At 43.7% G+C, this 22570-nt stretch carries 22 protein-coding genes; 5 read left to right on the plus strand and 17 right to left on the minus strand.

Annotated elements, in window-relative coordinates:
• Positions 1-8 precede the first annotated feature (8 nt).
• The 3 genes from AACT52_RS35620 to pgr5 form a co-directional block, all read right to left on the minus strand.
• A complete protein-coding gene (locus AACT52_RS35620; protein ID WP_073635139.1) occupies positions 9-956 on the minus strand; it encodes a hypothetical protein in 948 nt (315 codons plus the stop codon).
• A gap of 120 nt (positions 957-1076) precedes the next feature.
• A complete protein-coding gene (gene nuoB, locus AACT52_RS35625) occupies positions 1077-1769 on the minus strand; it encodes an NADH-quinone oxidoreductase subunit NuoB (RefSeq protein WP_073635140.1) in 693 nt (230 codons plus the stop codon).
• A gap of 423 nt (positions 1770-2192) precedes the next feature.
• Entirely contained in the window at positions 2193-2390 is a 198-nt protein-coding gene (pgr5, locus tag AACT52_RS35630) for a cyclic electron transport protein PGR5 (RefSeq protein WP_073635141.1), read from the minus strand.
• A gap of 295 nt (positions 2391-2685) precedes the next feature.
• On the opposite strand from pgr5, the gene AACT52_RS35635 reads away from it, so the two are divergent.
• Positions 2686-6354 carry an NB-ARC domain-containing protein gene (locus AACT52_RS35635; RefSeq protein WP_073635142.1) on the plus strand — a complete coding sequence of 1223 codons (3669 nt, stop codon included), beginning with the start codon at positions 2686-2688 and terminating at the stop codon, positions 6352-6354.
• 50 nt (positions 6355-6404) lie between these two features.
• Here AACT52_RS35635 and AACT52_RS35640 read toward each other — a convergent pair whose 3' ends face one another.
• The 12 genes from AACT52_RS35640 to AACT52_RS35695 form a co-directional block, all read right to left on the minus strand.
• Positions 6405-7361, minus strand: coding sequence for a HEAT repeat domain-containing protein (locus AACT52_RS35640; protein WP_073635143.1), 957 nt, complete (start codon positions 7359-7361; stop codon positions 6405-6407).
• 232 nt (positions 7362-7593) lie between these two features.
• On the minus strand, positions 7594-7821 hold the full coding sequence (locus tag AACT52_RS35645) for a 4Fe-4S dicluster domain-containing protein (RefSeq protein ID WP_073635144.1): 228 nt from the start codon (positions 7819-7821) through the stop codon (positions 7594-7596).
• Positions 7822-7871: 50 nt separating this feature from the next.
• Positions 7872-8654, minus strand: a complete 783-nt coding sequence (locus tag AACT52_RS35650) for a class I SAM-dependent methyltransferase (RefSeq protein ID WP_073635145.1) — start codon at positions 8652-8654, stop codon at positions 7872-7874.
• A gap of 24 nt (positions 8655-8678) precedes the next feature.
• On the minus strand, positions 8679-9842 hold the full coding sequence (gene argJ, locus AACT52_RS35655; RefSeq protein WP_073635146.1) for a bifunctional glutamate N-acetyltransferase/amino-acid acetyltransferase ArgJ: 1164 nt from the start codon (positions 9840-9842) through the stop codon (positions 8679-8681).
• Positions 9843-10032: 190 nt separating this feature from the next.
• Positions 10033-10764, minus strand: a complete 732-nt coding sequence (locus tag AACT52_RS35660; protein WP_073635147.1) for a pyridoxine 5'-phosphate synthase — start codon at positions 10762-10764, stop codon at positions 10033-10035.
• Positions 10765-10785: 21 nt separating this feature from the next.
• The gene (locus AACT52_RS35665) at positions 10786-11247 is read right to left on the minus strand and encodes a GNAT family N-acetyltransferase (protein WP_073635148.1); all 462 of its coding nucleotides are present in this window, start codon (positions 11245-11247) and stop codon (positions 10786-10788) included.
• Between the two features lie 60 nt (positions 11248-11307).
• Positions 11308-11979, minus strand: coding sequence for a maleylacetoacetate isomerase (gene maiA, locus AACT52_RS35670; RefSeq protein ID WP_073635149.1), 672 nt, complete (start codon positions 11977-11979; stop codon positions 11308-11310).
• A gap of 125 nt (positions 11980-12104) precedes the next feature.
• On the minus strand, positions 12105-12317 hold the full coding sequence (locus AACT52_RS35675) for a hypothetical protein (RefSeq protein WP_073635150.1): 213 nt from the start codon (positions 12315-12317) through the stop codon (positions 12105-12107).
• A 48-nt stretch (positions 12318-12365) separates the two neighbouring features.
• Positions 12366-12929 (minus strand): histidine phosphatase family protein, encoded by a 564-nt coding sequence (locus AACT52_RS35680; RefSeq protein ID WP_073635151.1) that lies wholly within the window; start codon positions 12927-12929, stop codon positions 12366-12368.
• A 127-nt stretch (positions 12930-13056) separates the two neighbouring features.
• Positions 13057-14766: a fumarate reductase/succinate dehydrogenase flavoprotein subunit gene (locus AACT52_RS35685; RefSeq protein WP_073635152.1), complete on the minus strand. Its 1710-nt coding sequence runs from the start codon at positions 14764-14766 to the stop codon at positions 13057-13059.
• Positions 14763-14885: a hypothetical protein gene (locus AACT52_RS35690; protein ID WP_272937131.1), complete on the minus strand. Its 123-nt coding sequence runs from the start codon at positions 14883-14885 to the stop codon at positions 14763-14765. Before AACT52_RS35690 ends, AACT52_RS35685 begins: the two co-directional genes overlap by 4 nt.
• A 130-nt stretch (positions 14886-15015) precedes the next feature.
• Positions 15016-16095: a sulfonate ABC transporter substrate-binding protein gene (locus tag AACT52_RS35695; protein WP_073635169.1), complete on the minus strand. Its 1080-nt coding sequence runs from the start codon at positions 16093-16095 to the stop codon at positions 15016-15018.
• Between the two features lie 199 nt (positions 16096-16294).
• On the opposite strand from AACT52_RS35695, the gene AACT52_RS35700 reads away from it, so the two are divergent.
• Both AACT52_RS35700 and AACT52_RS35705 read left to right on the plus strand, forming a co-directional pair.
• Entirely contained in the window at positions 16295-17032 is a 738-nt protein-coding gene (locus tag AACT52_RS35700; protein ID WP_073635153.1) for a class I SAM-dependent methyltransferase, read from the plus strand.
• Between the two features lie 11 nt (positions 17033-17043).
• Complete coding sequence (locus AACT52_RS35705; RefSeq protein WP_073635170.1) at positions 17044-17742, plus strand: class I SAM-dependent methyltransferase; 699 nt, start codon at positions 17044-17046, stop codon at positions 17740-17742.
• 75 nt (positions 17743-17817) lie between these two features.
• Here AACT52_RS35705 and AACT52_RS35710 read toward each other — a convergent pair whose 3' ends face one another.
• On the minus strand, positions 17818-18621 hold the full coding sequence (locus AACT52_RS35710) for an SDR family NAD(P)-dependent oxidoreductase (protein ID WP_073635154.1): 804 nt from the start codon (positions 18619-18621) through the stop codon (positions 17818-17820).
• Between the two features lie 562 nt (positions 18622-19183).
• Between AACT52_RS35710 and AACT52_RS35715 the strand changes: the two genes are divergently transcribed.
• The gene (locus AACT52_RS35715) at positions 19184-20572 is read left to right on the plus strand and encodes an RNA-guided endonuclease InsQ/TnpB family protein (protein ID WP_073635171.1); all 1389 of its coding nucleotides are present in this window, start codon (positions 19184-19186) and stop codon (positions 20570-20572) included.
• Positions 20573-20675: 103 nt separating this feature from the next.
• On the opposite strand, the gene AACT52_RS35720 is transcribed toward AACT52_RS35715, so the two are convergent.
• Positions 20676-21635 carry a LysR family transcriptional regulator gene (locus tag AACT52_RS35720; RefSeq protein ID WP_073635156.1) on the minus strand — a complete coding sequence of 320 codons (960 nt, stop codon included), beginning with the start codon at positions 21633-21635 and terminating at the stop codon, positions 20676-20678.
• Positions 21636-21739: 104 nt separating this feature from the next.
• Between AACT52_RS35720 and AACT52_RS35725 the strand changes: the two genes are divergently transcribed.
• A complete protein-coding gene (locus tag AACT52_RS35725) occupies positions 21740-22534 on the plus strand; it encodes a class I SAM-dependent methyltransferase (protein ID WP_073635157.1) in 795 nt (264 codons plus the stop codon).
• Positions 22535-22570: the final 36 nt, after the last annotated feature.

Raw genomic sequence — 22570 nt, forward strand, 5'->3', positions numbered from 1 at the left:
TTGAAAATCTAAAATTGGCTCAGGGGTGGAATGGTGTAGCGATCGCGTAATTCTTCTACTGGTACATCCACAACTTCCCAGAAGTTCCAGTTATCTGAAAGGTCTACGTTACAAGCTGCACCCCGCTGTAGGGCGTGTATGACTCGTGAGATATCAAAAAGTCCCATCGCCGTATCCGCATAAGGCGTGATGTGAAAACCCCAATGAAAATACAGAATGACGAACAGCAGAAATACAAAACCGTTTTCGCAGATAAAACCCGCCTGAAAGGCTCCCTGCTGAATTTCTCCTTGAGGGTCAGTGTCGTAACCAGATAAAATATGCGCAAAATCGTGAAACACCATGCGCTCTGGAATGCTCCCCACCTCACCAGGAAAGCTAAAACGTTTTTGGGTGTAGTATTCCCAAAAAGCGCGTCCCAAAGTTCCCTCTGGTAATAGCCCTAACTGTCGATACTTCCATGCTACATCTGGATCTTCGCCGCCGTAAAACAGTGGAGCCAGTATCTTTTTAAGACCGATAGTACCTTGTTGTGCATAGGATGCACTCATAAATATGCCCATTGACTTTCGTGTCATGTCCATCTGCGCTAGCAGCTTATGTTCTCTAGCGGCTTTGTGCAGCACTCGTAAACTTTGCTCGTTACTAGAAAGGGCTTCTGCAAGAGATTTCAGTGCTTTTTGCTGGCTAGGCGTAATCTCGTTATCTACCATCGCCATCACCATAGCCATTTGAAGCAAGCGTTTGCGGTGGTGTGGATCGGTGATGGCTTTAGCAATTTGTGTTGGCGTGATAGGAGATAAGTCATCAACTACAACTGAGGCTTGATGTAGCTGGTTCACTACCTGTAAAAACTGATGTTCAAGTGGTGTTAATGCCTCTGGTTTAGCCGCTACTGTTGTTAGAGTTTGCAACACGAACGGCAGTTCTTGAGAAGAAAAGACAGCGATATCCATCTCACATCTCCCTTCAGGGACAGGATGTCAGGAGGTACGGGCGCGGCGGCTTGCGCCCGTAATAGCAAACGCGGATTAAGAGCTACGCAAAAACCAGAATTATCTGAGAAAATGACCGTTTCAGCGATTAGTCTCTATTTTCTGCTGTTGAAGCGCCAAAGGTAAAGGCAATCCTGTTGCCTCAGCAATTTCCTTGGATGGAGTTTCCCGTGTAGGGCTTTTTAGGTATTTCCCATCATTGATGGGAGGCACAGCTTTCATCTTGTGTGTGATGCTGTAGTAGCGGTGAGATTGTTGGAGTTGCGGCAGTTCCTGAATGCTTTGATTAGCAATCTTCTTACGCAATTTAATAATCGCATCGATAACAGCTTCAGGTCGGGGAGGACATCCTGGTATGTACACATCGACTGGAATTAACTTGTCTACCCCTCGAACAGTGGTTGGAGAATCTGTACAAAACATCCCACCCGTAATTGTGCAAGCTCCCATTGCAATGACATACTTAGGTTCTGCCATTTGTTCATAAAGCCGCACCAAGTTAGGGGCGTACTTCATCGTGATTGTACCTGCGGTAATCATCAAGTCTGCTTGTCGGGGAGTCGCACGGGGAATCATCCCATATCGCTCCATGTCGAACCGAGAAGCATAGGCAGCCATAAACTCCATAAAACAGCAGGCTGTGCCAAACATCATCGGATACAAACTGGACATTTTTGCCCAGTTGTACAAGTCATCCAAAGTTGTGAGAATAATATTTTCAGACAGTTGTTGCGTTACTTCGGGACGCTCAATTGGATTAATAACATTAGTCATGGGTTGAATCTCCCATAATTATGAATATTGTTTGACAAATTGCGCTTTCTATGTATTAATTAAGCGCTTGGAAGAGCAGTTTTTGTTTTGTAGGAAGCTCTCCTGCAAGCTCTTCCACTCACAATTCACTACACCGTCGATAACTACAGTTTCTGATAACGTTTGAATCTGTACCAGTAAAGATAAAGGTCTTAAGTCGCTAACTTAAGCTCGGTGTTAAGGTTGCACTTCCAGAAGTTCAACACCCAAAAACCCGGTTTCTTAGTACATGATTCCATAAGTTCATAGCGAAAACTTGAATGAAGGCTCTGTGTACCTTTGCCTTTACCTCAGCGCTCCTCAGCGTTTAAAAACGTTACGAATTAATGAAATGCTGTACTTAGTCGCCATCATCTTATGTTTATTTTCCGGACGAAACTCTGCCTACGCAAGTAAACCCAACCGCTTACCATTATCCCGAGCCATACGGATAAGATGCTGACGGGTAGTACGCTCAATACCGAAGCGATCGCAAAAGCGAGTCATCGTCTGAATATGCAGTGCAATCAATTGACCGCGAACTTGATTGAGTTTTTTCTGACCAAAATATTTGCGAATAAGAACGATAAGTGGTGCAAACATGATAGGTGAACTCCTTTGTAGAATGTTTAGATTTATGTCTAGTTGTTAAGTTCTGACAATTTCAGTTTGTCTTTTCTGTTCTGTTTGCACCAGTAAAGATAAAGGCGTTAACCGCTAAGTTAACTTTTGTAAAGAATGAAGATCTAAGTGAGTTCTGATAAGCTTTGGAGTATTTGGCAATTGGGAAATGCTCAAGATAACGATGCTTAAGATGTATAAAACCTAAAGGATTCCAAGATATTGCTTTTAAGCCTGTAAAATTATTCTCAACTTAGCCTTAGCTTTGTCCTACTCAATGGAAAAGTACAAGCAAACACGCAGGCGCGGTGTTATTCTTAGTCTCCAAGGATTGCAGAAGCTTCAGGAGGCTAAGCATCTCTTAGAAATCCAAGAAAATGATGGAGCCAGATTTACTCTGGAAGAATTGAGTTACCGCACGCAGTTAGCCCCTTTTACGGTGTCTAAAGTGTTGGCGCGAGAAGAAGGAGTTGACAAGCAAAGCCTTGAGTATTTCTTCCGAGCTTTCGGTTTGGAGTTGGCTAAAAACGATTATTGCAAGCCAATCACTGGCGAAGTTGCCAGAATTGGAGAAAATATTGCCCCTTCCCCATCATTGCTAGAAGCAAGCCCATCATCACATAACCAAGACTGGGGTGATGCTGTTGATGTCTCCATCTTCTTCGGTCGCACAGACGAACTGAGTAAGTTAGAGTATTGGATACTCCACGACCGTTGTCGGCTGATTACTTTGCTGGGGATGGGTGGAATTGGTAAATCTTCCCTGTCAGTGAAACTGGCTACTCAAATTCAAGAGCAGTTTGAGTTTGTAGTCTGGCGAAGTCTCCGCAACAGTCCGCCTCTCAAAGACTTGCTCGCAAACTTGCTGCAATTTTTCGCTAACGGTCAACCAATAGATTTATCAGAGAACATTGGCAAGCGTATATCGCAGTTGATAGCACATTTGCGATCGCACCGCTGTTTGGTTGTGCTAGACAATGCAGAATCGATATTAGCAGAGTTAGACTCCTCTGGACACTACCAAACTGGTTATGAAGACTACGGACAACTCCTTAAGCAAATCGGAGAAACGGCTCACCAAAGCTGTGTGGTGCTTACAAGTCGGGAAAAGCCCCAGGAAATTGCAGCCCTCGAAGGTGAAACTTTACCAGTTCGGTCATTACACTTAACGGGTTTAAGTGCTAGTGCAGCGCTAGAACTGGTGCGAACCAAAAGCTTTTTCTGCGGTTCTGATGCAGATTGGCAAGACCTAATTGCACATTACGCAGGTAATCCCCTCGCTCTCAAGATTATTGCTACCACAATCCAAGAATTATTTGATGGCGATATTACAGAATTTCGCGCTCAAGGTACGACTGTTTTTGGTAGTATTTATGACTTGTTAGCACAGCAATATCACAGGATTTCACCTTTGGAAAAAGACCTAATGTGCTGGCTAGCAATCAATCGCGAACCAGTCACTCTTACAGAGTTGCGTGCTGATTTAGTCTTACCTGTTTCTTCAATGAAGCTTTTGGAAGCGTTGGAGTCGCTTAATCGGCGTAGTTTAATCGAAAAAAAATCAGTTCCACAAACCCCTGTGCAATTTACTCTCCAACCAGTGGTGATGGAATATGTCACCGATTATATTGTTCAACAGGTGTGTACCGAGATTGAACAGATGGGTAACAGGACAAGCGAAACCGCAAGTTCTCCTGATCTGTTTATCCTTTTCAACAGCCATGCGTTGATCAAAGCTACAGCTAAAGACTATATTCGGGTTGCTCAAACTAAACTTATTCTCCAGCCTGTGATTGAGCAATTACTGCTGAAGCTGCGAAGCAAAGCGGCGATCGCAACTCATTTGACTCAGATTGTACATGAATTACGCGAGCAATCTCTCAAAAGATACGCGCACCTCCCCACACTCGAATTAGAACCTGGGTATACAGTTGGCAACCTCATAAACCTGCTGTGTCAACTGCAAACTGATTTAACTGGCTACGACTTCTCTTACCTAACGATTTGGCAAGCTTATCTCCAAGACACCCCCCTTAGACAAGTAAACTTTGCCCATAGCGACTTATCTAAATCTGTATTTGCCAAAACTTTTTCAAGCCCCATGTCTGCTGTGTTCAGTCCGAATGGTAAAATTTTGGCAACAGCTCACTCTGAAGGTCAAATTTGCTTGTGGGATGTCGCCACTGGTCAACAACTCATGAGTTGTCAGGGTCATTTCGGTTCTGTTTGGTGTGTTGCCTTTAGTCCAGATGGCAGCATTCTGGCAAGTGGAGCGCAAGATGAAAAAATTAAGCTATGGGATGTCACAACGGGACAATGCTTGAAAACTCTGCAAGGTCATAAAGGGTGCGTTTTCTCCGTTATCTTTGCACTCGATGGTAAAATATTAATCAGTAGTAGTGCAGACTGTACTATCAGGGTTTGGAATGTTGACACAGGAAAATGTACCCAAGTCTTGCATGGACATAATAGTGCAATCTTCTCTCTAGCTTTGAGTCCAGATGGTTGTATCTTCGCCAGTGGCAGTGATGACAAAACTGTCAGGCTTTGGGATTTGACTACAGGTTGCTGTATCAAAACCTTGCAAGGATATAGTGATTGGATTAGGTCTGTTGCCTTCAGCGCTTCAGGAATGCTTGCTACTAGCGGTTTAGACCCCAACATTTGGCTTTGGGACATAGATGAAGGTCATTGTGTCGGAACTTTGCAGGGGCATAGTAACGGCGTGCATTCGGTGACTTTTGTGGACGACGACAATACCCTTGCTAGCAGTGGTTTAGATGGAACAGTTCGACTTTGGGATACCGCAACAAAGCAATGCATCAGAACATTCCAAGGACATACTAACGCAGTCTACGCGCTTGCCACTAACCCCCAAGGCACTCTGCTTGTCACTGGTGGTGATGACTTCACGATGAAACTATGGGATGTCGCAAGTGGAGAGTGCGTGAGAATATTCAGGGGAATGCATAACTGGGTTGCATCCGTTGCCTTTAATCCTACCCCTTTTGAAAAATCTTTCCTGATCGCCAGTGGTAGCTATGACCGAATTGTAAGACTTTGGAATTTAGACGGTGAGTGCCAAAGTTTGATTGGACACACTGATTTCATCTATTTAGTTGTTTATAGTCCTGACGGTCGCACTTTGGCAAGCACAAGTGCTGACCATTCTATCAGGTTGTGGGATGTGCTGGAAGGTAAGTGCATCAAAGTCTTGCAGGGACATACAAGTCTGGTGACAGGGGTTGCTTTCAGTCCAGATGGTTGTCTGTTGGCAAGTAGCAGCTATGACCGTACTATCAAATTCTGGGATATAGCAACAGGTGAAATTCTGCACAGTCACCCGGAACATGTCGCTATGTCTATCTCCTTCAGCCCAGATGGCAAAAAGCTGGCAGTCGGCAGTTTTGATGATGTCGCCAGAATTTGGGATTTAGAAACCTGGCAATGCTATCAAACATTCAAAGGACACTGCAGTTGGGTTTGGTGGGTTGCCTTTAGTCCTCAAGGTGATATGCTTGCGACTGGTAGTGCAGATGGCACTGTGCGGCTATGGGATGTGCAAACAGGAAAGTGTATTCATATAGTCCAAGCACATAAAAATTGGGTGTGGGCGATCGCCTTTAGTCCTCAAGGTGATATCCTTGCAAGTGGCAGCAGTGACGGCACCATCAAACTCTGGGATGTAGCCACAGCTGAGTGCATTGCTACCTTGGAAGACCATCATATTTGGGTGATGTCTATTGCCTTTAGTCCTGAAGGTCATATCTTAGTTAGTGGCGATGGCAATGGTGCTATCAAGATATGGGATATGCAGACAAAGGAGTGCATCAAGACTCTGAGAGTAGAATGCCTTTATGAGAGCATGAATATTTACGGAGTAACAGGTTTGACAGAAGCGCAGAAAGCAACCTTGTTGGCTCTTGGTGCAGTGGATGCTACTTAACATTTCTTTACAACCAAACTACAAATAAGCTTATCCCTACAGTGAACTATCTATGCACGTTTCTGAATTTTCTGAATCGCCCGTTGGGAGTAGATAACAACATCTCGATCCGGGTCATCTAGCGCTTGCTGTAAGGCATTGAGGGCATTGGGATTGCCTAAGTTGCCAAGGGCGATCGCCGCTTCTTTCCTCACATCCGAAAACTCATCTGCCAACGCTTCAATAAGTGCGGGTAAGCACTGCTCATTTGGTACTTTTTGCAACACTTGTATAGCAAATTTTCGCACCTGCCAGTGTTCATCCTTGAGCGCCGAAAGGACTGCAGGAATTGCGTCCGAGTTAGCGTGAATTGCCAGAGACTTGGCAGCATTACGACGCACTTGCCAGTCTGGATCAGAAGTCAGGGCTTGACTCAGTAACGCCACAACCCCCTCATCTGCTAAATGTCCTAGAGTGAGAGCAGCCTCACGACGCACGCCGTTATCGGGATCATTTAGAAAAAGTAGAGCAGGTGGGCATCGCTTGACTTGATTGAGATAGCGCAGAGTCGTTACAGCCGCCTCTCGCAATTGCGGATGTTCTGACTCAAAGAAACTTAACACCGCAGGCAAAGACTGGGCATCGTGAATCTTCCGTAAAAGAATCAGCACGTTGAGTTGAAGGTGAACATCCTCCTGATGTAAAGCATCGAGCAACAATAGCAAATGTTCAGAGGAGATTAACTCACCCAAAGCTGATAAAGCCTCGCTGCGAATTTCTTCCTCGGGTGAAGCGAGACATTCGAGTAAAGCAGGAACAGCGACAGGATGAGCAAGTTCCCAAAGGGCTGCTACCGCAATTTTTTGCACAGCAGTACTCTCGTCTTTTAAGGCTGCAATCAGCGCATCAATTGCCGCTTCATCGCCCAAATGTTGCAACGTTTTGACAGCAACCAGGCGATCGCTAACGTCGGGCGATCGCAACATTTCCAACCATTGATTTAACTCAGAATCTGTATCCGCAGCCATATTTCCCAATTTAAGATTTAAAATTGCAACCGCAACCTATAGCAGATACACGCAGATAGAACAAAAAATTATCTGCGTCCATCTACTTCGGCGTCCATCTGGGGTTCATACTAAGTTGCATTCATGACTTACACCTCACCCCGCCCTCACGGGCACCCCTCTCCGAACTCGCGGAGAGGGGCTGGGGGTGAGGTAATTGAGCCGCAACTTGGTATCAAAATCCAAAATTAACTCACCGCAACAAAAAAGGAATCTGGACTGTAATCGCGTTTGTAGGACATTCCTTCTGACAAGGCAGACAGAACCAACACTCGTCGTATTTCATATAAGCTTTCCCTGTTTCTGGATTCTTTGCAAGGACATCTAGAGGACAAACTTCGATGCAGGCGTTACATTTTTCCAAGCATCTAGATTCATCAACGATAACGGCTACATCTACTCTTTGGTTTGCTAAAGCCATAACGTTACTCCTTTGATTTGTGACAGGTTTAACTCTTTATGAGGTTTATCTTAAACAGCTATAGTTCCCTTCAGGAAACGATAACCTACATCTATTTCTCTGAATTTACGAATCTCTCCATACTTGGCATCCCATGCACCACTACTTAAATCTGCTGCAAGTGAATTGACTCCTTGCTGTATTAAATTGGGATCAGCTAAAGCAAAAGATGATATCCCTGCACGCACCTCTGATTGTAAATACATTTCAGGGCGTCTCCAAGCTGCGGCTGCAAACAAATCGGATAAATCATAAGGCAACATTAATGGGATAGCTTCAACACGTCTAGTGGTATTTGCCTGAATCAACTCTGTAAGTTCGTTGAGTGGTAAAAAGCGCGCTGCATCTTCCCAAAGCCAAGGAAAATAATCATACAGCCATATTTTCTCAGCCAGTCTGATATCAAAAGTCAGGACAACAATTGCCCCATCTTTGACAACTCGATGCATTTCTTGAAAGGCTTTTTTGAGGTTGGAAAAGTGATGAATAGTCAGGATACTTACGACTCCATCAACAGAATTATCTGGCAAAGGGAGAGCTTCTGCATAGCCAGTGAACCATTCAACTTGTGGATGTTCTTGTGCTTGCTTTCGCATCACTGAAGAAGGTTCTACAGCATAGACTGAAAATCCTTGGTTGGCAAGCGATCGACTGTAACCACCAGTACCAGCCCCAACATCAGCGATCGTACTACCTTTTGGCAAATTGAGCAACTCGATTAACGCATTCACAATGCGAGAATCAGGAACACGAGTTCTTGAATATTTTTGACCAATTAAATCGTAAGTAGGCATTAGCACCCAAAATGAAATTATTAATTAGGTTGAATATTTGGCATTAATATCTACATAACCTTCTGACAAATCACAACCCCATACAGTTGCCGAAGCTTCACCAATATTAAGACTGACATGAATCTTTACCTTATCTTTGGACATAATTTTCTGCAATTTCTCAAGATTGTCCTCGCTTGAACTATTAGGATAAACTTGAATCTCATCAAACCTAATCACAACATTGTCTGGATTTATCTCTCTATCATTTTCACATTTGCCTATAGCCATAGCGACTCTTCCCCAATTGGGATCTGCTCCATAGACAGCAGTTTTTACCAATGGAGAATTCACAATTGCCTTAGCAACTCGTTTAGCTTGTGCATAGTTGATTGCAGAATCTACTGTCACCTCAATCAATTTGGTAGCGCCTTCTGCATCTCGGGCAACCTTCAGCATTAACTCATGGGAAATTTCATACAATGCACGAGAAAACTCGTATTCTTCGACTTCACCAGCTAAACCATTTGCAAGAATGATAGCGGTGTCACTCGTAGAAGTATCAGTGTCTATACTTAAGCAATTAAAAGTATTATCTATCGTAGGTCGAAAAATAGAACGAAGTACATCTTTTGGAATTGCAGCGTCAGTAAAAAAGAAAGTGAGCAGCGTAGCCATATTAGGCTCAATCATGCCGACACCTTTAGCAATTCCTACCAGCTTGGCATTTCCAACTTGCCGTGTCGCCAGCTTAGATACAGTGTCGGTGGTCATGATAGCACGAGATGCTAAATGAAAATCCGCAGCAGCGAGTTTTTCTCCCATTCCTAATAAACCTGAGCGGATTTTTTCCATAGGGTAACGTCTGCCAATGACACCTGTAGAAGCTATCAAAATATCATGAGCAGGAACCCCAGTCTCGGTAGAAACAAGTTGAATAACCTCTTCTGCATCAGCTTTACCAACAGAACCATTAGCGACATTTGCATTTTTCGATATAACAATAATTCCTTGTGCTTGTGAGTCCTTTAAATTCTGACGGCTAATCGTCACACTTGGTCCTGCAAAAATACTTTGAGTGAAGACTCCATCAGCAACACTAGGAACATCCGATTTAACAAATAAGAAGTCTTCACTAGTATCTCGTATTCCCAGGTTGGCAGTAAATGTGCTAAATCCTTGAGGCATGGAAGATGCTGTTATTTGCATATTGTGGTTATTGAGAAATTACTTTCTGTTTTTAGAATACTAAAGGATACAATTTTCCTAGAACTCATAATTAATGACGAGCAAGAAGGGAGCATACCAATTTTTTCAAAACGCAAAATAAAGTAACTTTAATTCACACTTTGCGTTCCTTTGCGCCAACCTCTGCGACCCTTTGCGTTTAAAAAGAAACTCAAACATTTGGGATGCTCCCACCAAGAACTCTTAAATACTCTTGCACAGCGTTAAATAACCCCACATCCAAAGCATCTGCAATCAGAGCATGACCAATAGAAACTTCAAGTATGCCGGGAATTGAACAAAATTTTTCTAAGTTTTGCAAGTTTAAATCGTGTCCAGCATTCACTCCTAAACCAATTTCTTGAGCCTTCTGCGCTGCTTTTTGATACTGCTGAAACACTGGCTCTACATCGCCGTTACGAAAAGCTGTAGCATAAGGTTCTGTATATAACTCTATGCGATCTGCGCCAATCTCTTTGGCACGTTCAATTTGAATTAAGTCGGCGTCCATGAACAGACTCACTCGAACTCCGAGGTCTTTTAGTTCTTGGATAATTGGTCTAAGCCAAGAACCATTTGCAGCCAGATCCCATCCATGATCTGATGTAAAAGCATCAGGTGCATCGGGAACTAAGGTACATTGCGTTGGCTTGACTTCTCGTATGATCTCTAAGAATTGAGGTGATGGATTACCTTCTATATTGAACTCTACACTCAGTATTTGTGCCAGTTCATAAACATCTTCAGGCTTAATATGTCGCTGATCTGGACGTGGGTGAACTGTAATGCCCTGTGCGCCTGCTTGAATACAGGTAGAAGCCGCCTCGATAACACTCGGTATGCCAAAATTTCGAGAATTTCTAAGTAGAGCGACTTTGTTAAGGTTAACGCTAAGATTAGTCATCAGATTTCATTCTTTGTTTTTCTAAATCAATGTTTTATAAAATGTCAGCGATTGTTTTATATTGGTGTAGCCAATTTTTTCATAAAAAGAATGAGCTTCTTTACGTTTAACATTAGAACGGAAGAGAACTCCTTGACAACCAAGCAGAGAAGCCCACTGTTCAATGTGTTCCATCAAAAGACGTCCAATCCCACTGTGACGATGATCCTCGTCCACAACTAACCCAAAGAGTATCGCCTGGGTGGGCATAATTATTAGGTCACAAGTATGGGCGTGTGCCCAGCCAATAACATAATCATTTGCTAAGGTTGCGACATAGACAACGTGAGCTACATTGTGTTGAATTTGGGCGAGGCGTTGCTGTATTTGTTGTTGCGTGGCAGAATACCCGAGTTGCTCGCAAAGGATAGCAATCCGCTGTGCATCTTGGCTCTCGGCTGGTCTGATTTTAACTTGAGGATGAGTAGTCAATTCAGTAATCATGCAACTAACTCAGCTTCTAATTTAAGTTTTGATATCATTCAACTGTGACAGCATTTATTCTTAATATTCATCGTCAGGACTGTACTCTGAAACATCAGGTTGCAAGTGTGGTTGTGCTGCAATAAACGCTGGATGATTCATACATACTTCGTAAATTTTGTAAATAGTTGGATATGGCTGTAGTGGACATCCAAATCGCTCGGCATTATAAACTTGAGGGACAAGGAACAAATCTGCTATTGTTGGCTCATTACCATAACAGAAACTGCCACGAAATTTACTGTTGGTGAGAAGGTACTCTATCGCTGTTAAGCCTTCGTCTACCCAGTGGCGATACCAATCCATTTTCTCAGAGTGATTATGACCCATTGGTGAAGTCAAATACTGCCGGACTCTCTTAATATTTAAAGGATGAATATCGCATGCTACCAAAAGCGCAATTTGGCGTGAATAAGCTCTTGCAAAACTATGCTTTGGTAAGAGTGCAGGTTGAGGATAACGTTCTTCAAGATACTCGATGATAGCTAAAGACTGACTGATAACAGCTTCACCATCAATCAGGGTAGGAACCATTTTTTGAGGGTTAATTTTGTAGTATTCATCTGTGAATTGCAACTCACCTTTTCTTAAGTTGGAGACACTTTTGTAAAGGTAGGTAATTTTCTTCAACTCTAGTGCAATTCGCACTCTGTATGAAGCCGTTGAACGATAATAACTGTAAAGTTCTAACACAGATACCTTTTTTGAGGAATTGTTACAGTTGTCACAGAAGTCTAATGCCTGATACAAGAAACTTTTAGCTGGTTAAAAATGTCATAAGTACCAAAGCAATGGCATCTTAACTGAACGGAAGTTTGCTAACGCCGCCAAATTCGGGAAAAGAGCCTTCCATCAATGGCGGCAAGACCTGTGAAAATAAGTGCCATACCTGCAAAATCAGTCGAATCCAACCTTTCACCGAGGACAAATACACCGAGAAAAAGCGCACTAAGAAGAATCTTGCTGAAAAAGAAAGAAGCACCCCACAATAAAGACAGGATGAACAGCAGTATCCATTCTTTTGCTTTCATAGTTGGGTTCTTCACGGGTTGGGTGTTCACCGTAGTTATCCTAGCGAGTTAAAAGTTCACAGATGATAACGATTGACTCAATCGCTCTATGTGCGTTTCAGCAGCAAGAATATACACGCGGTACACATCTGGATTGCTCAATTGCTCCCATTCGGCATAGCCAATGCGATCGTCAAAATACTTTAAGACTAATGTCATTAAATTGCCATGGGTAACGATGACGATTGTGCTTGCTGCCTGTTGCAATACTTCACTAACCACAGCAACTCCACGCATCATTGCAGTTCGACTTGACTCACCACCTTCCAAATACAAATCCAGATCGACAAATGTCTCAGCCAATCGTTCCCGCCAATCAGCTCGTGGAGTTGAAGCCAGTACCCGTTCGGTAAGCCGTTCATCAATCTCAATGTGCAAACCCAGACGTTCTGCAAGGGGAGCGATGGATTGACAGGCTCTGACAAACGGACTAGAAATAATTCGCTCAATGTTGCGATTGTACAGCAGATCAACTAACGCGATCGCTTGCTGATGTCCTTGTGCTGTCAATGTAGCATCGGGTTCTTGCCCCATTGCTTGGCAATGTCGCACTAAATACAATGTCTTACTCATTAAGCTATCTCCAAGTGAATAATGCGTGAACGACTCAAATGAGAAATCAATCAAGCATTTTGAGAAAGCAATATGCCTTTTTGCTTATTAAATTCGAGTTGAACAAGAAACTTTTTACAAATTAACTTCACTGAACCGCCACATTATAAACTTCTTTATCTAAATCCACCTCCACAACATAAGGCTCAACGGGACGCTTAAACAGCACCATCTCCCCAGACTCATCCTTTCTCAAATTGACATGGCAAAACCATTCATCGTTGTTCTTCTCTGGAAAATCCAGACGATAGTGATAAAGACCCCAACGACTTTCGCGACGATAAAGTGATGCTTTTGCTGCCATTTCAGCGCAGTCGCGAATGAAATGCACCTCTATGCAGCGCATAAGTTCATGAGGATCACGCGCCCCCATTTGAGCCAGAGTTTCATGATAGCGAACAAAATGCCTTAACCCAATTTCCATCTTGTGACCAGATTTCGGCGGTTGCAGATAATCATTCACCAGTCGTCGCAGCTTATACTCTACTTGTGTGTGGGGAATGCCATTGGGTTGGTTCAGGGGTGCATAGATGCGAGCTTTTTCTGCTTCTAAAAACTCGGGATCGGGTTCGGTATGCTCTAAGTCTTTGATGTACTCAACAGCATGAGTTCCTGCTATCCTGCCAAACACAAATGCCCCAATCATATAATTGTGGGGAACACTTGCCATGTCTCCCGCTGCATACAGTCCCGGTACACTCGTTTCGGCTTTCTCATTCACCCAAACACCAGAAGCACTATGTCCACTGCATAACCCAATCTCTGAGATATTCATCTCAATGCCGTGGGTGCGGTAATCTTCGCCCCTACCTTCGTGAAAGCGTTCTCGGCTAGGTCGCTCGTTTGACCATAAAATCGACTCAATTTCAGAAATTGTATCTTCATCCAAATGAGTCATTTTCAGTTGAATTGGACCTCTGCCGGAATTTAATTCCTTCCACACTTCTAGCATCATTTGACCGCTCCAATAATCACAATTAATGAAGCGGTATCCTTCAGCGTTGGCGGTGTATGCGCCAAAGGGACCTGCAACGTATGCACAGGCGGGACCGTTATAGTCCTTAATCAGGGGGTTAATTTGGAAGCATTCGATGTTAGTCAGTTCTGCCCCCGCATGGTACGCCATTGAGTAACCATCCCCCGCATTGGTGGGGTTTTCGTAAGTGCCGTACAGGTAGCCGGATGCAGGAAGTCCCAACCGCCCGCAAGCCCCTGTGCAGAGGATGACTGCTTTTGCTTGGATGACAACAAAATCACCACTGCGCCCATCAAACCCAACTGCACCAATTGCTCGTCCGTCTTTTACCAAAACGCGAGTTGCCATAACGCGATTGGTCACATTGACTTTATGCCGCTTGACTTGTCGCGTGAGAATTGGTTTAAGGTCTTTACCTTCTGGCATGGGTAGCACGTACTTTCCTACCCGATGCACCTGTTTCACATCGTAGTTGCCTTGAGCGTCTTTTTGGAACTGAACGCCCCAACTTTCCAGTTCTTGAATGGTTTCGTAACCTAGCTTTGCTGTTTGATAGACGGTTTTTTGGTTGAGAATGCCATCGTTGGCAATTGTGACTTCGCGGACGTACTGTTCTGGCGTGGAATGACCGGGAATCACGGCTGTGTTGACCCCATCCATTCCCATGGCGATCGCACCACTGCGACGAATATTTGCTTTTTCCAAAATCAACACGTCTGCATCAGGATTCGCCTGTTTTGCCTTGATCCCTGCCATTGTCCCTGCTGTACCGCCCCCAATGACCAGCACATCTGTTTTGATTAACTGAGTATTTATGTTCATGTTTCTCTTCCCAAAAGCCTTACCAAACAAACGATTTCTCGCTTCCTCACTCCCTCATCTAGTTCCACTCCTTGCTTTAAGACATTGCCTTGTTCCCAGTCTCTGGCTGGGAATACCATTGGGAGGCTCTGCCTGCCTTACTTGCGGCAAAGCCGCTTGAAGGGCATTTCCAGGTGGAACCTGGAAACGAGATTAATTGCACCAAGCCAAAATTTATGTAGAGGCACAATGCCGTGCCTCTATCTGTGTTCAACTGCTTTTCCAAACAATTTCCTTGATACTGACTTGTTTCGGCACCAGTTTGATTTTGTAGAAGGTATCAGCAATCTTTTGCTGTGCAGCAATCACTTCATTAGTGATGGGAAGCACTCCATAGTCGCGTCGCTTTTCTGCAACTTCCAATGCACCAGCATCAATCTTTAACTCAGAAGAGAGAAATTTTGCCACTTCTGCAGAATTCTTCTTCGCCCAGTCGGTCGTTTTTCTGACCTGTTCTAGAAGCTTTTTCAAGGTGTCAGGATGAGCTTGCACAAAAGATTTCGCAGCAAGATAATATCCGCGATTGGGAGCCAGTCCTGTTGCATCGGTTAGGATACGTGCGCCTGTTGCTTTCTCTGCTACGGCTAAGTACGGGTCCCAAATTGCCCAAGCATCAACGTTTCCTCCCTCAAACGCGGCACGAGCATCAGCCGGTTGGAGAAATGCTGGTTTGATGTCACTATACTGTAATCCTGCCTTTTCTAATGCTTTCACCACCAGATAGTTGGTGTTTGAGCCTTTGGCAAAGGCAACTTTTTTACCTTTGAGGTCAGCGATCGTTTTGATGGGTGAATTTTTGGGAACAAGGATAGCTTCAGCTTTAGGACTCCAGGGATCGTAAGCAACATAAACTAAAGGAGTGCCTGCAGCTTGGGCAAAGATGGGCGGTGATTCTCCTGTGTAGCCAAAGTCAACGCTCCCAGAGTTTATTGCTTCTAACAAGGGGGGACCTGAGGGAAATTCATTCCACGTCACAGAAAAACCGGAACTTGCCAAAGCTTTCTCCAATTCCCCTCTATTCTTCAGCGCATTGAGGATAGTCGCTGCCTTTTGATAGCCAATGCGAACCACATTATTTGCTGCTACAGTCTGAGAAGTCTCATAAGATGTTTGTCTTGTCTGGGGTATCGGTATTGTTCCAGAATGACTGCTACTGCCGTTTGCGCTTGGAGCATAAGCAGAGATAGCTAGACTCAAGCCCAATCCCACGGCAAACAGTAGGGAAAAGGTGCGAATTCTTTGCCATCTGAAAATACCAAAAAAGTTTCTAAAAACGCTTAACACTCGGATTGGATACAACTGACACCCCACAATGTTGAACTCGTCAAAGGCGATCGCTTGTCAATCTAGGAAAATATTGCTATTGCAAGCAATTTTAATAAAATCATTCGGATTATACTACGCAATTTTTATCAAACTACCGTATATTAAAGAAAATATAAAAGTGAGGTAAGCAATAACGAGTGCAAGACTAGGAGTTACCGCCGTTATGCCAGATAAATTAAGCTCTATTCCAGATGAGTGGTTCAATCGAGACTTTGCTGAACAATGGGATAAAACAGCACTTGCAGGCAATCATACACGAGCAGAACATCTAGATATTTTATTATCTATTGTGAGCAAAGAATACCAAGCCGGAAAAACGATTCTTGACTTGGGTATTGGTTCAGGACAAATTGAAGCGACAATCTTTGCTCAAAGACCTGAAGCAGACATCGTTGGTGTTGATTATTCTCCCGCCATGCTGGAACTGGCACAGAAACGATTGGGTTCCTTTTTAGACCACTGTGTGATCATTCAACATGATTTTAGGGATTTAGAGAAGCTTTATTTGCCTCAAAGGCAGTATCAAATTGCCATAAGTGTTCAAGCTTTGCACCATATTCCACATCAGAACAAGCTGGAACTGTTCAAATATGTTTATCGCATCCTTGAAGATGATGGAATCTTCCTACTCTCAGACCGGATTGCTATAGATACAGCACACTTATCTCATCTTTACATCACTCTTTGGGAGCGTTTAGAGCAACAGGCTCAGATTAAGAGTGGATGGAGTGGGGAATATTATCTGCAGCGATTGCCACAAAAAGCAGATTATCCCGCCACCCTTGAAGAACTTCTCACTTGGTTGCGAGAGGCTGGGTTTCATGCATCCTGTTTATATTTACAGATGGATCGGACACTGATTGCAGGGATTAAGAACAAGACTTCTAGGACAACTAAATGAGGGAATACCCCATGACAAATAATATCATTCAACAACAAATTGAATATTATAGCGCCAGAGCCGAGGAATATGATGAATGGTTCTACAGAACTGGACGCTATGACCGTGGGGAGGAAATCAATCAGCGTTGGTTCAATGAAGCTGCTGTAGTCAAAAGTGAATTATACCAAATTGGTGGGGTAGAAAATATCTTAGAATTAGCGTGTGGGACAGGTATTTGGACGCAGGAACTTTTAAATATTGGCAAGAAAATTACAGCGCTTGATGCTTCGCAAGAAGTGATTGAAATTAACCGCAGAAAGTTAGGTGCTGCTAACATCGAATATCGACAAGTCGATTTATTCTCATGGGAACCGGATGCTGAATATGATTTAGTATTTTTCTCCTTTTGGTTGTCTCATGTACCACCAACATTAGTTGATTCGTTTTTAGCAAAAGTCTATAAATCGGTTCGCGTTGGTGGACAAGTTTTTATCCTTGACTCTCGCTTTGAACCAACATCAACAGCGAAGAACCATATTCTAGAAAACAACGGCGATATTTACATCACACGAAAGTTAAATAATGAGCAAGAATTTAAGATAGTTAAAATTTTTTATCAGCCGGAAGAACTGCGCGACAAGCTAACGCAAGTAGGATTTGATGCTGAGGTGAAGGTGACGGATAATTATTTTATTTATGCAAATGCGATAAAGCGATCGCCTGACTAAAAATCGGAGGGCGCAAGCCTCTAAATTCTATTTATGGGGATAAGCCCGTAGGGGATTTTTAAATCAGACTTGTGGTTATGGCAGGTTCAACCGCTTGCGGGCACCAAATCGAAACAGCTTATCTGGTAGTATCGCTTTCAGCCGAGGCAACCATTGCGCCTCATAGCCAACACGATACCGTAATCGCGGCGACTGGTTTTGTGCTACCGAGACAATCATCTGTGCAACTTTTTCAGGATTGTCACCCTGTCCAATTGCCTGACTGACTGATGAGCGAATGACATCACGTACAGTGTCGTAATCAGCATAAGTGGAGGTGGGTTGCAACATAGCGTCGTTGAAGTTGGTCTTGAAATAACCAGGCTCAATTAAAGAGACTTTGATATTGAACGGATCTAGTTCCACGCTCAGTGCTTCGCTATAACCTTCGAGTGCAAATTTACTGGCTGAGTAAAAACCTTGACCGGGTGCGCCTATCAATCCCGCTACTGAACTCATATTGATAATATGCCCACTACGTTGCTGTCTCATGATTGGCAAAACGGCATTAGTGAGACGGACAACACCCCAAAAATTTGTTTCAAAAATATCCTTGGCTTGTTCTAAAGAAGTTTCCTCAAGCATGCTGGCGTGTATTTCTCCAGCATTATTGACGAGCAAATCAATGTGGTTAGTCCGTGCGAGCAACTGTTTGATGCACGATTGCACTGAGGAGTCATATTTAACATCCAAGGTCAGCATTTCTACCCCTTCAGATGCTGAATGTTCCTTGCGACTCGTGCCGAAGACAAGATATCCCTTTTGAGCCAGTAGGTGAGCTGTTAACTCCCCAAACCCGGATGATGCTCCTGTCACTAGGGCGACCTTTTTGTTAGTCATAGACTTTCACTTTAGGGTTTTGATGCCTGATTTAATTAAAAGTAGAGCGTTACTTCCTCGATCTATCATATAAGGGCGGGAGGGTGAGAACCCCTACCTTTTAAGACTTGTCATTACCCATATCTCTTGAAAGCTTTACTAGAACTTGGTTTTACTCTGTTTAAGTCATTTATTTGAATTCTCATTAAATCAAAATTATTGAGAATGACAACGTCAGAATCAGCGGTCTAGAATCAAATTTTTGGTGCTCGCATTGTTTGAGAAAAATGTGGGTAATGACAAGCCTTTTAAGAAGGGGATGAAACCCGACACAGAGGACTTTAGTCCAAAGTGTCTCTTGCCCACTGTTCCATTAATTCACTGATACTAATATTTTTGGTTTTTGCTTTTGTTTTTAGTATGTCCCAAGCAGTTGGAGTTAATAAAACAGTGCGTTTTGTTTTGACTTCATCGTGCAAGTACGGGATATTTTTTTGTCCTTTTTGACCTTTTCTTATTGAGATATTTTAGGTGCGCAGTGTAAGCTGAGCGTATACTAACAAAGCAACACGAGGTGAGTCAACTGTACAGGACAATTCCAGTTAGAGCAAAGTTTACTGATGAGGAAAAAGCGTTCTGGGTTGACCAGTGTGAACACGCTAATAGCCTGATAAATTCAGCAATCTACCATACCCGTCAAACCCATTACAGTAAGCAGGAACAACAAGGGGAGGTATTTACGCTTTACTGGCGTGGTGATGAATTGCGCTACGGGTGGAAAACATATAAGTGCAGTACAGCCTACCCAGAATTAGACAAAGCCCTTAAAGAGAATCCGCATTACAAATCAATGGCTGCACAGTCAGCCCAGCAAACATTAAAGACTGTAGGCGAGTCGATTACTAGTTACAACCGGTTGGTCAACGCTTATTACAAAGGTGAAGTTGACAAGCCTTCGTTGCCTAAATACCGCAAAAAGGGAGGACTTGCAGCAGTAACGTTTCCACGTCAGGCGCTCAACTATAGAGATAGTTGCTTCTACCCATCAATTAGCCGCGAAACCAAGCCGCATCTGTTAATTGAAGTATGCTTGCATCTGCCTGATTTTATTGATTCGGACTGGGTCAAGGAAGTGACAGTACGTCCTTATTTGGGCGAGTTATGGATTGATTGGGTTATTGACGATGGTAAGCAATCAATTGATATTAATCCCAATCTTGACTACACCCAGGCATGGTCGTTTGATCATGGTGGAACAAACTGGCTAACAGGTGTCTCAACTCGTGGAAAAAGCTTAATTTTGGATGGGCGCAAGCTGAGGAACATGAACCAAGGGTACTGTCGCCTTGTCGCCAAGTACAAACAAGGTTTTGCAGACCTTTACTGGGATTCTAACCTTGACCGAGTGCAGCGTAAACGTAATAACCAAATGCGTGACGCGGTAAACAAAGCAGCACGGTTCATCATCAACCAGTGCTTGAATGACAGAGTCGGGAACCTTGTCATTGGTTGGAACGAAGGACAAAAAAGTGGTTCTAATATGGGCAAGCGCAACAATCAAAACTTTGTTGTCATCCCTACAGGACGGTTAATTGAGCGACTTAAACAACTCTCGAAAGAATACGGAATAGTCTTAACAGTTACGGAAGAAGCGTACACATCAAAAGCGTCATTTCTTGACGGTGATTCTTTGCCTAAATACGGTGAAAAACCCGTGGGGTGGAAACCATCGGGTGATAGGGTGAAGCGCGGGCTGTACCGCAGTCGTGATGGTCATCTCATTAATGCAGATTGCAATGGGAGCGCCAACATCATGAGAAAAATAGCCACACAGCTAGGTTTAAACCTAGTCGAGGTGGGTAGGGCATCTTTGACAGTGCCACAACGAATTGATTTGTTTACTCGATTAAATAAATCATATCGTAAACGTTGCGTAGATGGGCTAAAAGCCCTCGGAGCAACAACAGTTTAGAATCCCCAGTGTTTCCAACCGGGGGAGATGTCAATCATCTACTTTAAGGTGAGAGATTGCTTGGATGGTTGCTGCTAGCGCAGATTCCTCAGATAAGGAGATGTCAATCATCTACTTTAAGGTGAGAGATTGCAGGAAACGGCATAACAACTTTGAGGAATTCCCGCAACACTGGTATTTCTTCCTCACCTCGCCACACTACCGCAGTTTCGATTAAAGGTGTTTTTTGTGCGATCGCCTTCTCCTGACGGAGACGCTGCGCGAATGGCACTGTGCTCTGCGCGATCGCTCGGTAAACTACGCCAGTACGCTGAAGATTTTGCAAAGAGGACGGCACAATTGCAATTCCAATTCCGGCTGAAACTAGTCCAATAATTGTCTGCATCTGGATTGCTTCTTGTGCTACCTTCGGAGTGAAATTGCCTTGCTGACAAAGAGCCATAATCTTGTCATAAAGTCCGACTCCTAGATAACGAGGAAATAAAATAAACTGCTCATTCGCTAAAGATTGCACTGCGATACGCTCTTGTTGCGCTAAAGGATGAGTTTGGGCTAACGCTACAATCAGAGTTTCTTGCTGAATGCACTCCCAATTTAGGGTGTCATCTTCTAAAGGTAGATGCACAAAGCCAACATGAATGCGGCGATCGCGAAGCGCTTGCTCCTGCTCAGCCGTCGTTAACTCCTGCAACACCAATTCCACCTCTGGAAACTGTTGCCGAAATTGTTGCAGAATACCAGGCAATAAATCATAAGTGACTGGACTGATAAACCCTACCCGCAGTTGTCCGATTTCTCCTCGTCCCGTACGTTGAGTCACCTGAATTGCCACCTCCAAATGCGCCAACAGTTGATAAGCTTCTCGTAAAAACACCCGTCCAGCCTCTGTAAGCTGCACCTGTCGCTTAGTTTTGCGATGAAATAATTCGACTCCTAATTCTGCTTCCAACTGCTGAATTTGTTGACTCAAGGGTGGTTGAGCTATATGCACCCGCTCAGCAGCTCGACTGAAGTGCAGTTCTTCAGCCACAGCAATAAAGTAGCGCAGGTGTCGCAGTTCCATAATTTTGATACTTTAAAAGTTTCAAATACAAACAAATATATATTGGACATCTGAAAAGCGTCTACCTATGATGCTCATACAAGGACAATTCAGGAATCAAAACGATGCCCGAGAATTACACTCCAGGCTATTCAGCCAATGCAACTGAGTTTATGATGCATCGCACAGCACAATTTCATGGAGCGTTTTTCATGCCTTATCTGCGTCCGGGGATGAAATTGCTCGATTGCGGTTGCGGTCCTGGTACGATAACTTTGGGTTTGGCGCAAGCAATCTTTCCTGGTACAGTAACGGGAATTGATCAGGAAGCTTCTCAAATTTGCATTGCCCGCGAAAATGCTGCAAAGCAAGCGATTAATAATGTTGATTTTATCGAGGCAAGTGTTTATACCTTACCCTTCCCTGATAATTCCTTTGATGCAGTCTTTTCTCATGCTTTATTCGAGCATCTTCAACAACCTTTACAGGCGCTGCGGGAACTGTTGCGAGTTCTCAAACCTGGAGGGGAGGTGGGGATTCGCAGTCCAGATTGGGGAGGTTTTTTGATTGCGCCTTCTACGCCGGAATTGGAGCAAGCACTTTCGTATTACAAGTTTCTTCAGCAGCACAATGGCGGTAATGTCTATGTGGGAAGAGAGTTACGTGCTTTGCTACGACAAGCTGGGTTTACTCAAATCAAAGTTTCTGCTTCCTACCAGTGCTATGAGCCGTTAAGTTTGGCTACAGAATATCTGGCATTGCGAATTGAGGCTTCTCAAAAGGTTGAGCAAGCGGTGGAAAAGGGATGGGCTGATGTGCAATCAATTACGATGATGAGCAGGGCTTTGCGGGAATGGAGCCAGCACCCAGATGGATTTTTTGCCCAAAGCTGGTGTGAAGTAGTAGGTCAAAAAAGTTAGCTGCTTAATCCCCTGATTGCTTTGACGTAGGCAATA

The sequence above is a fragment of the Scytonema sp. HK-05 genome, from assembly GCF_963872035.1.
Taxonomy (GTDB): Bacteria; Cyanobacteriota; Cyanobacteriia; order Cyanobacteriales; family Nostocaceae; genus Kalymmatonema.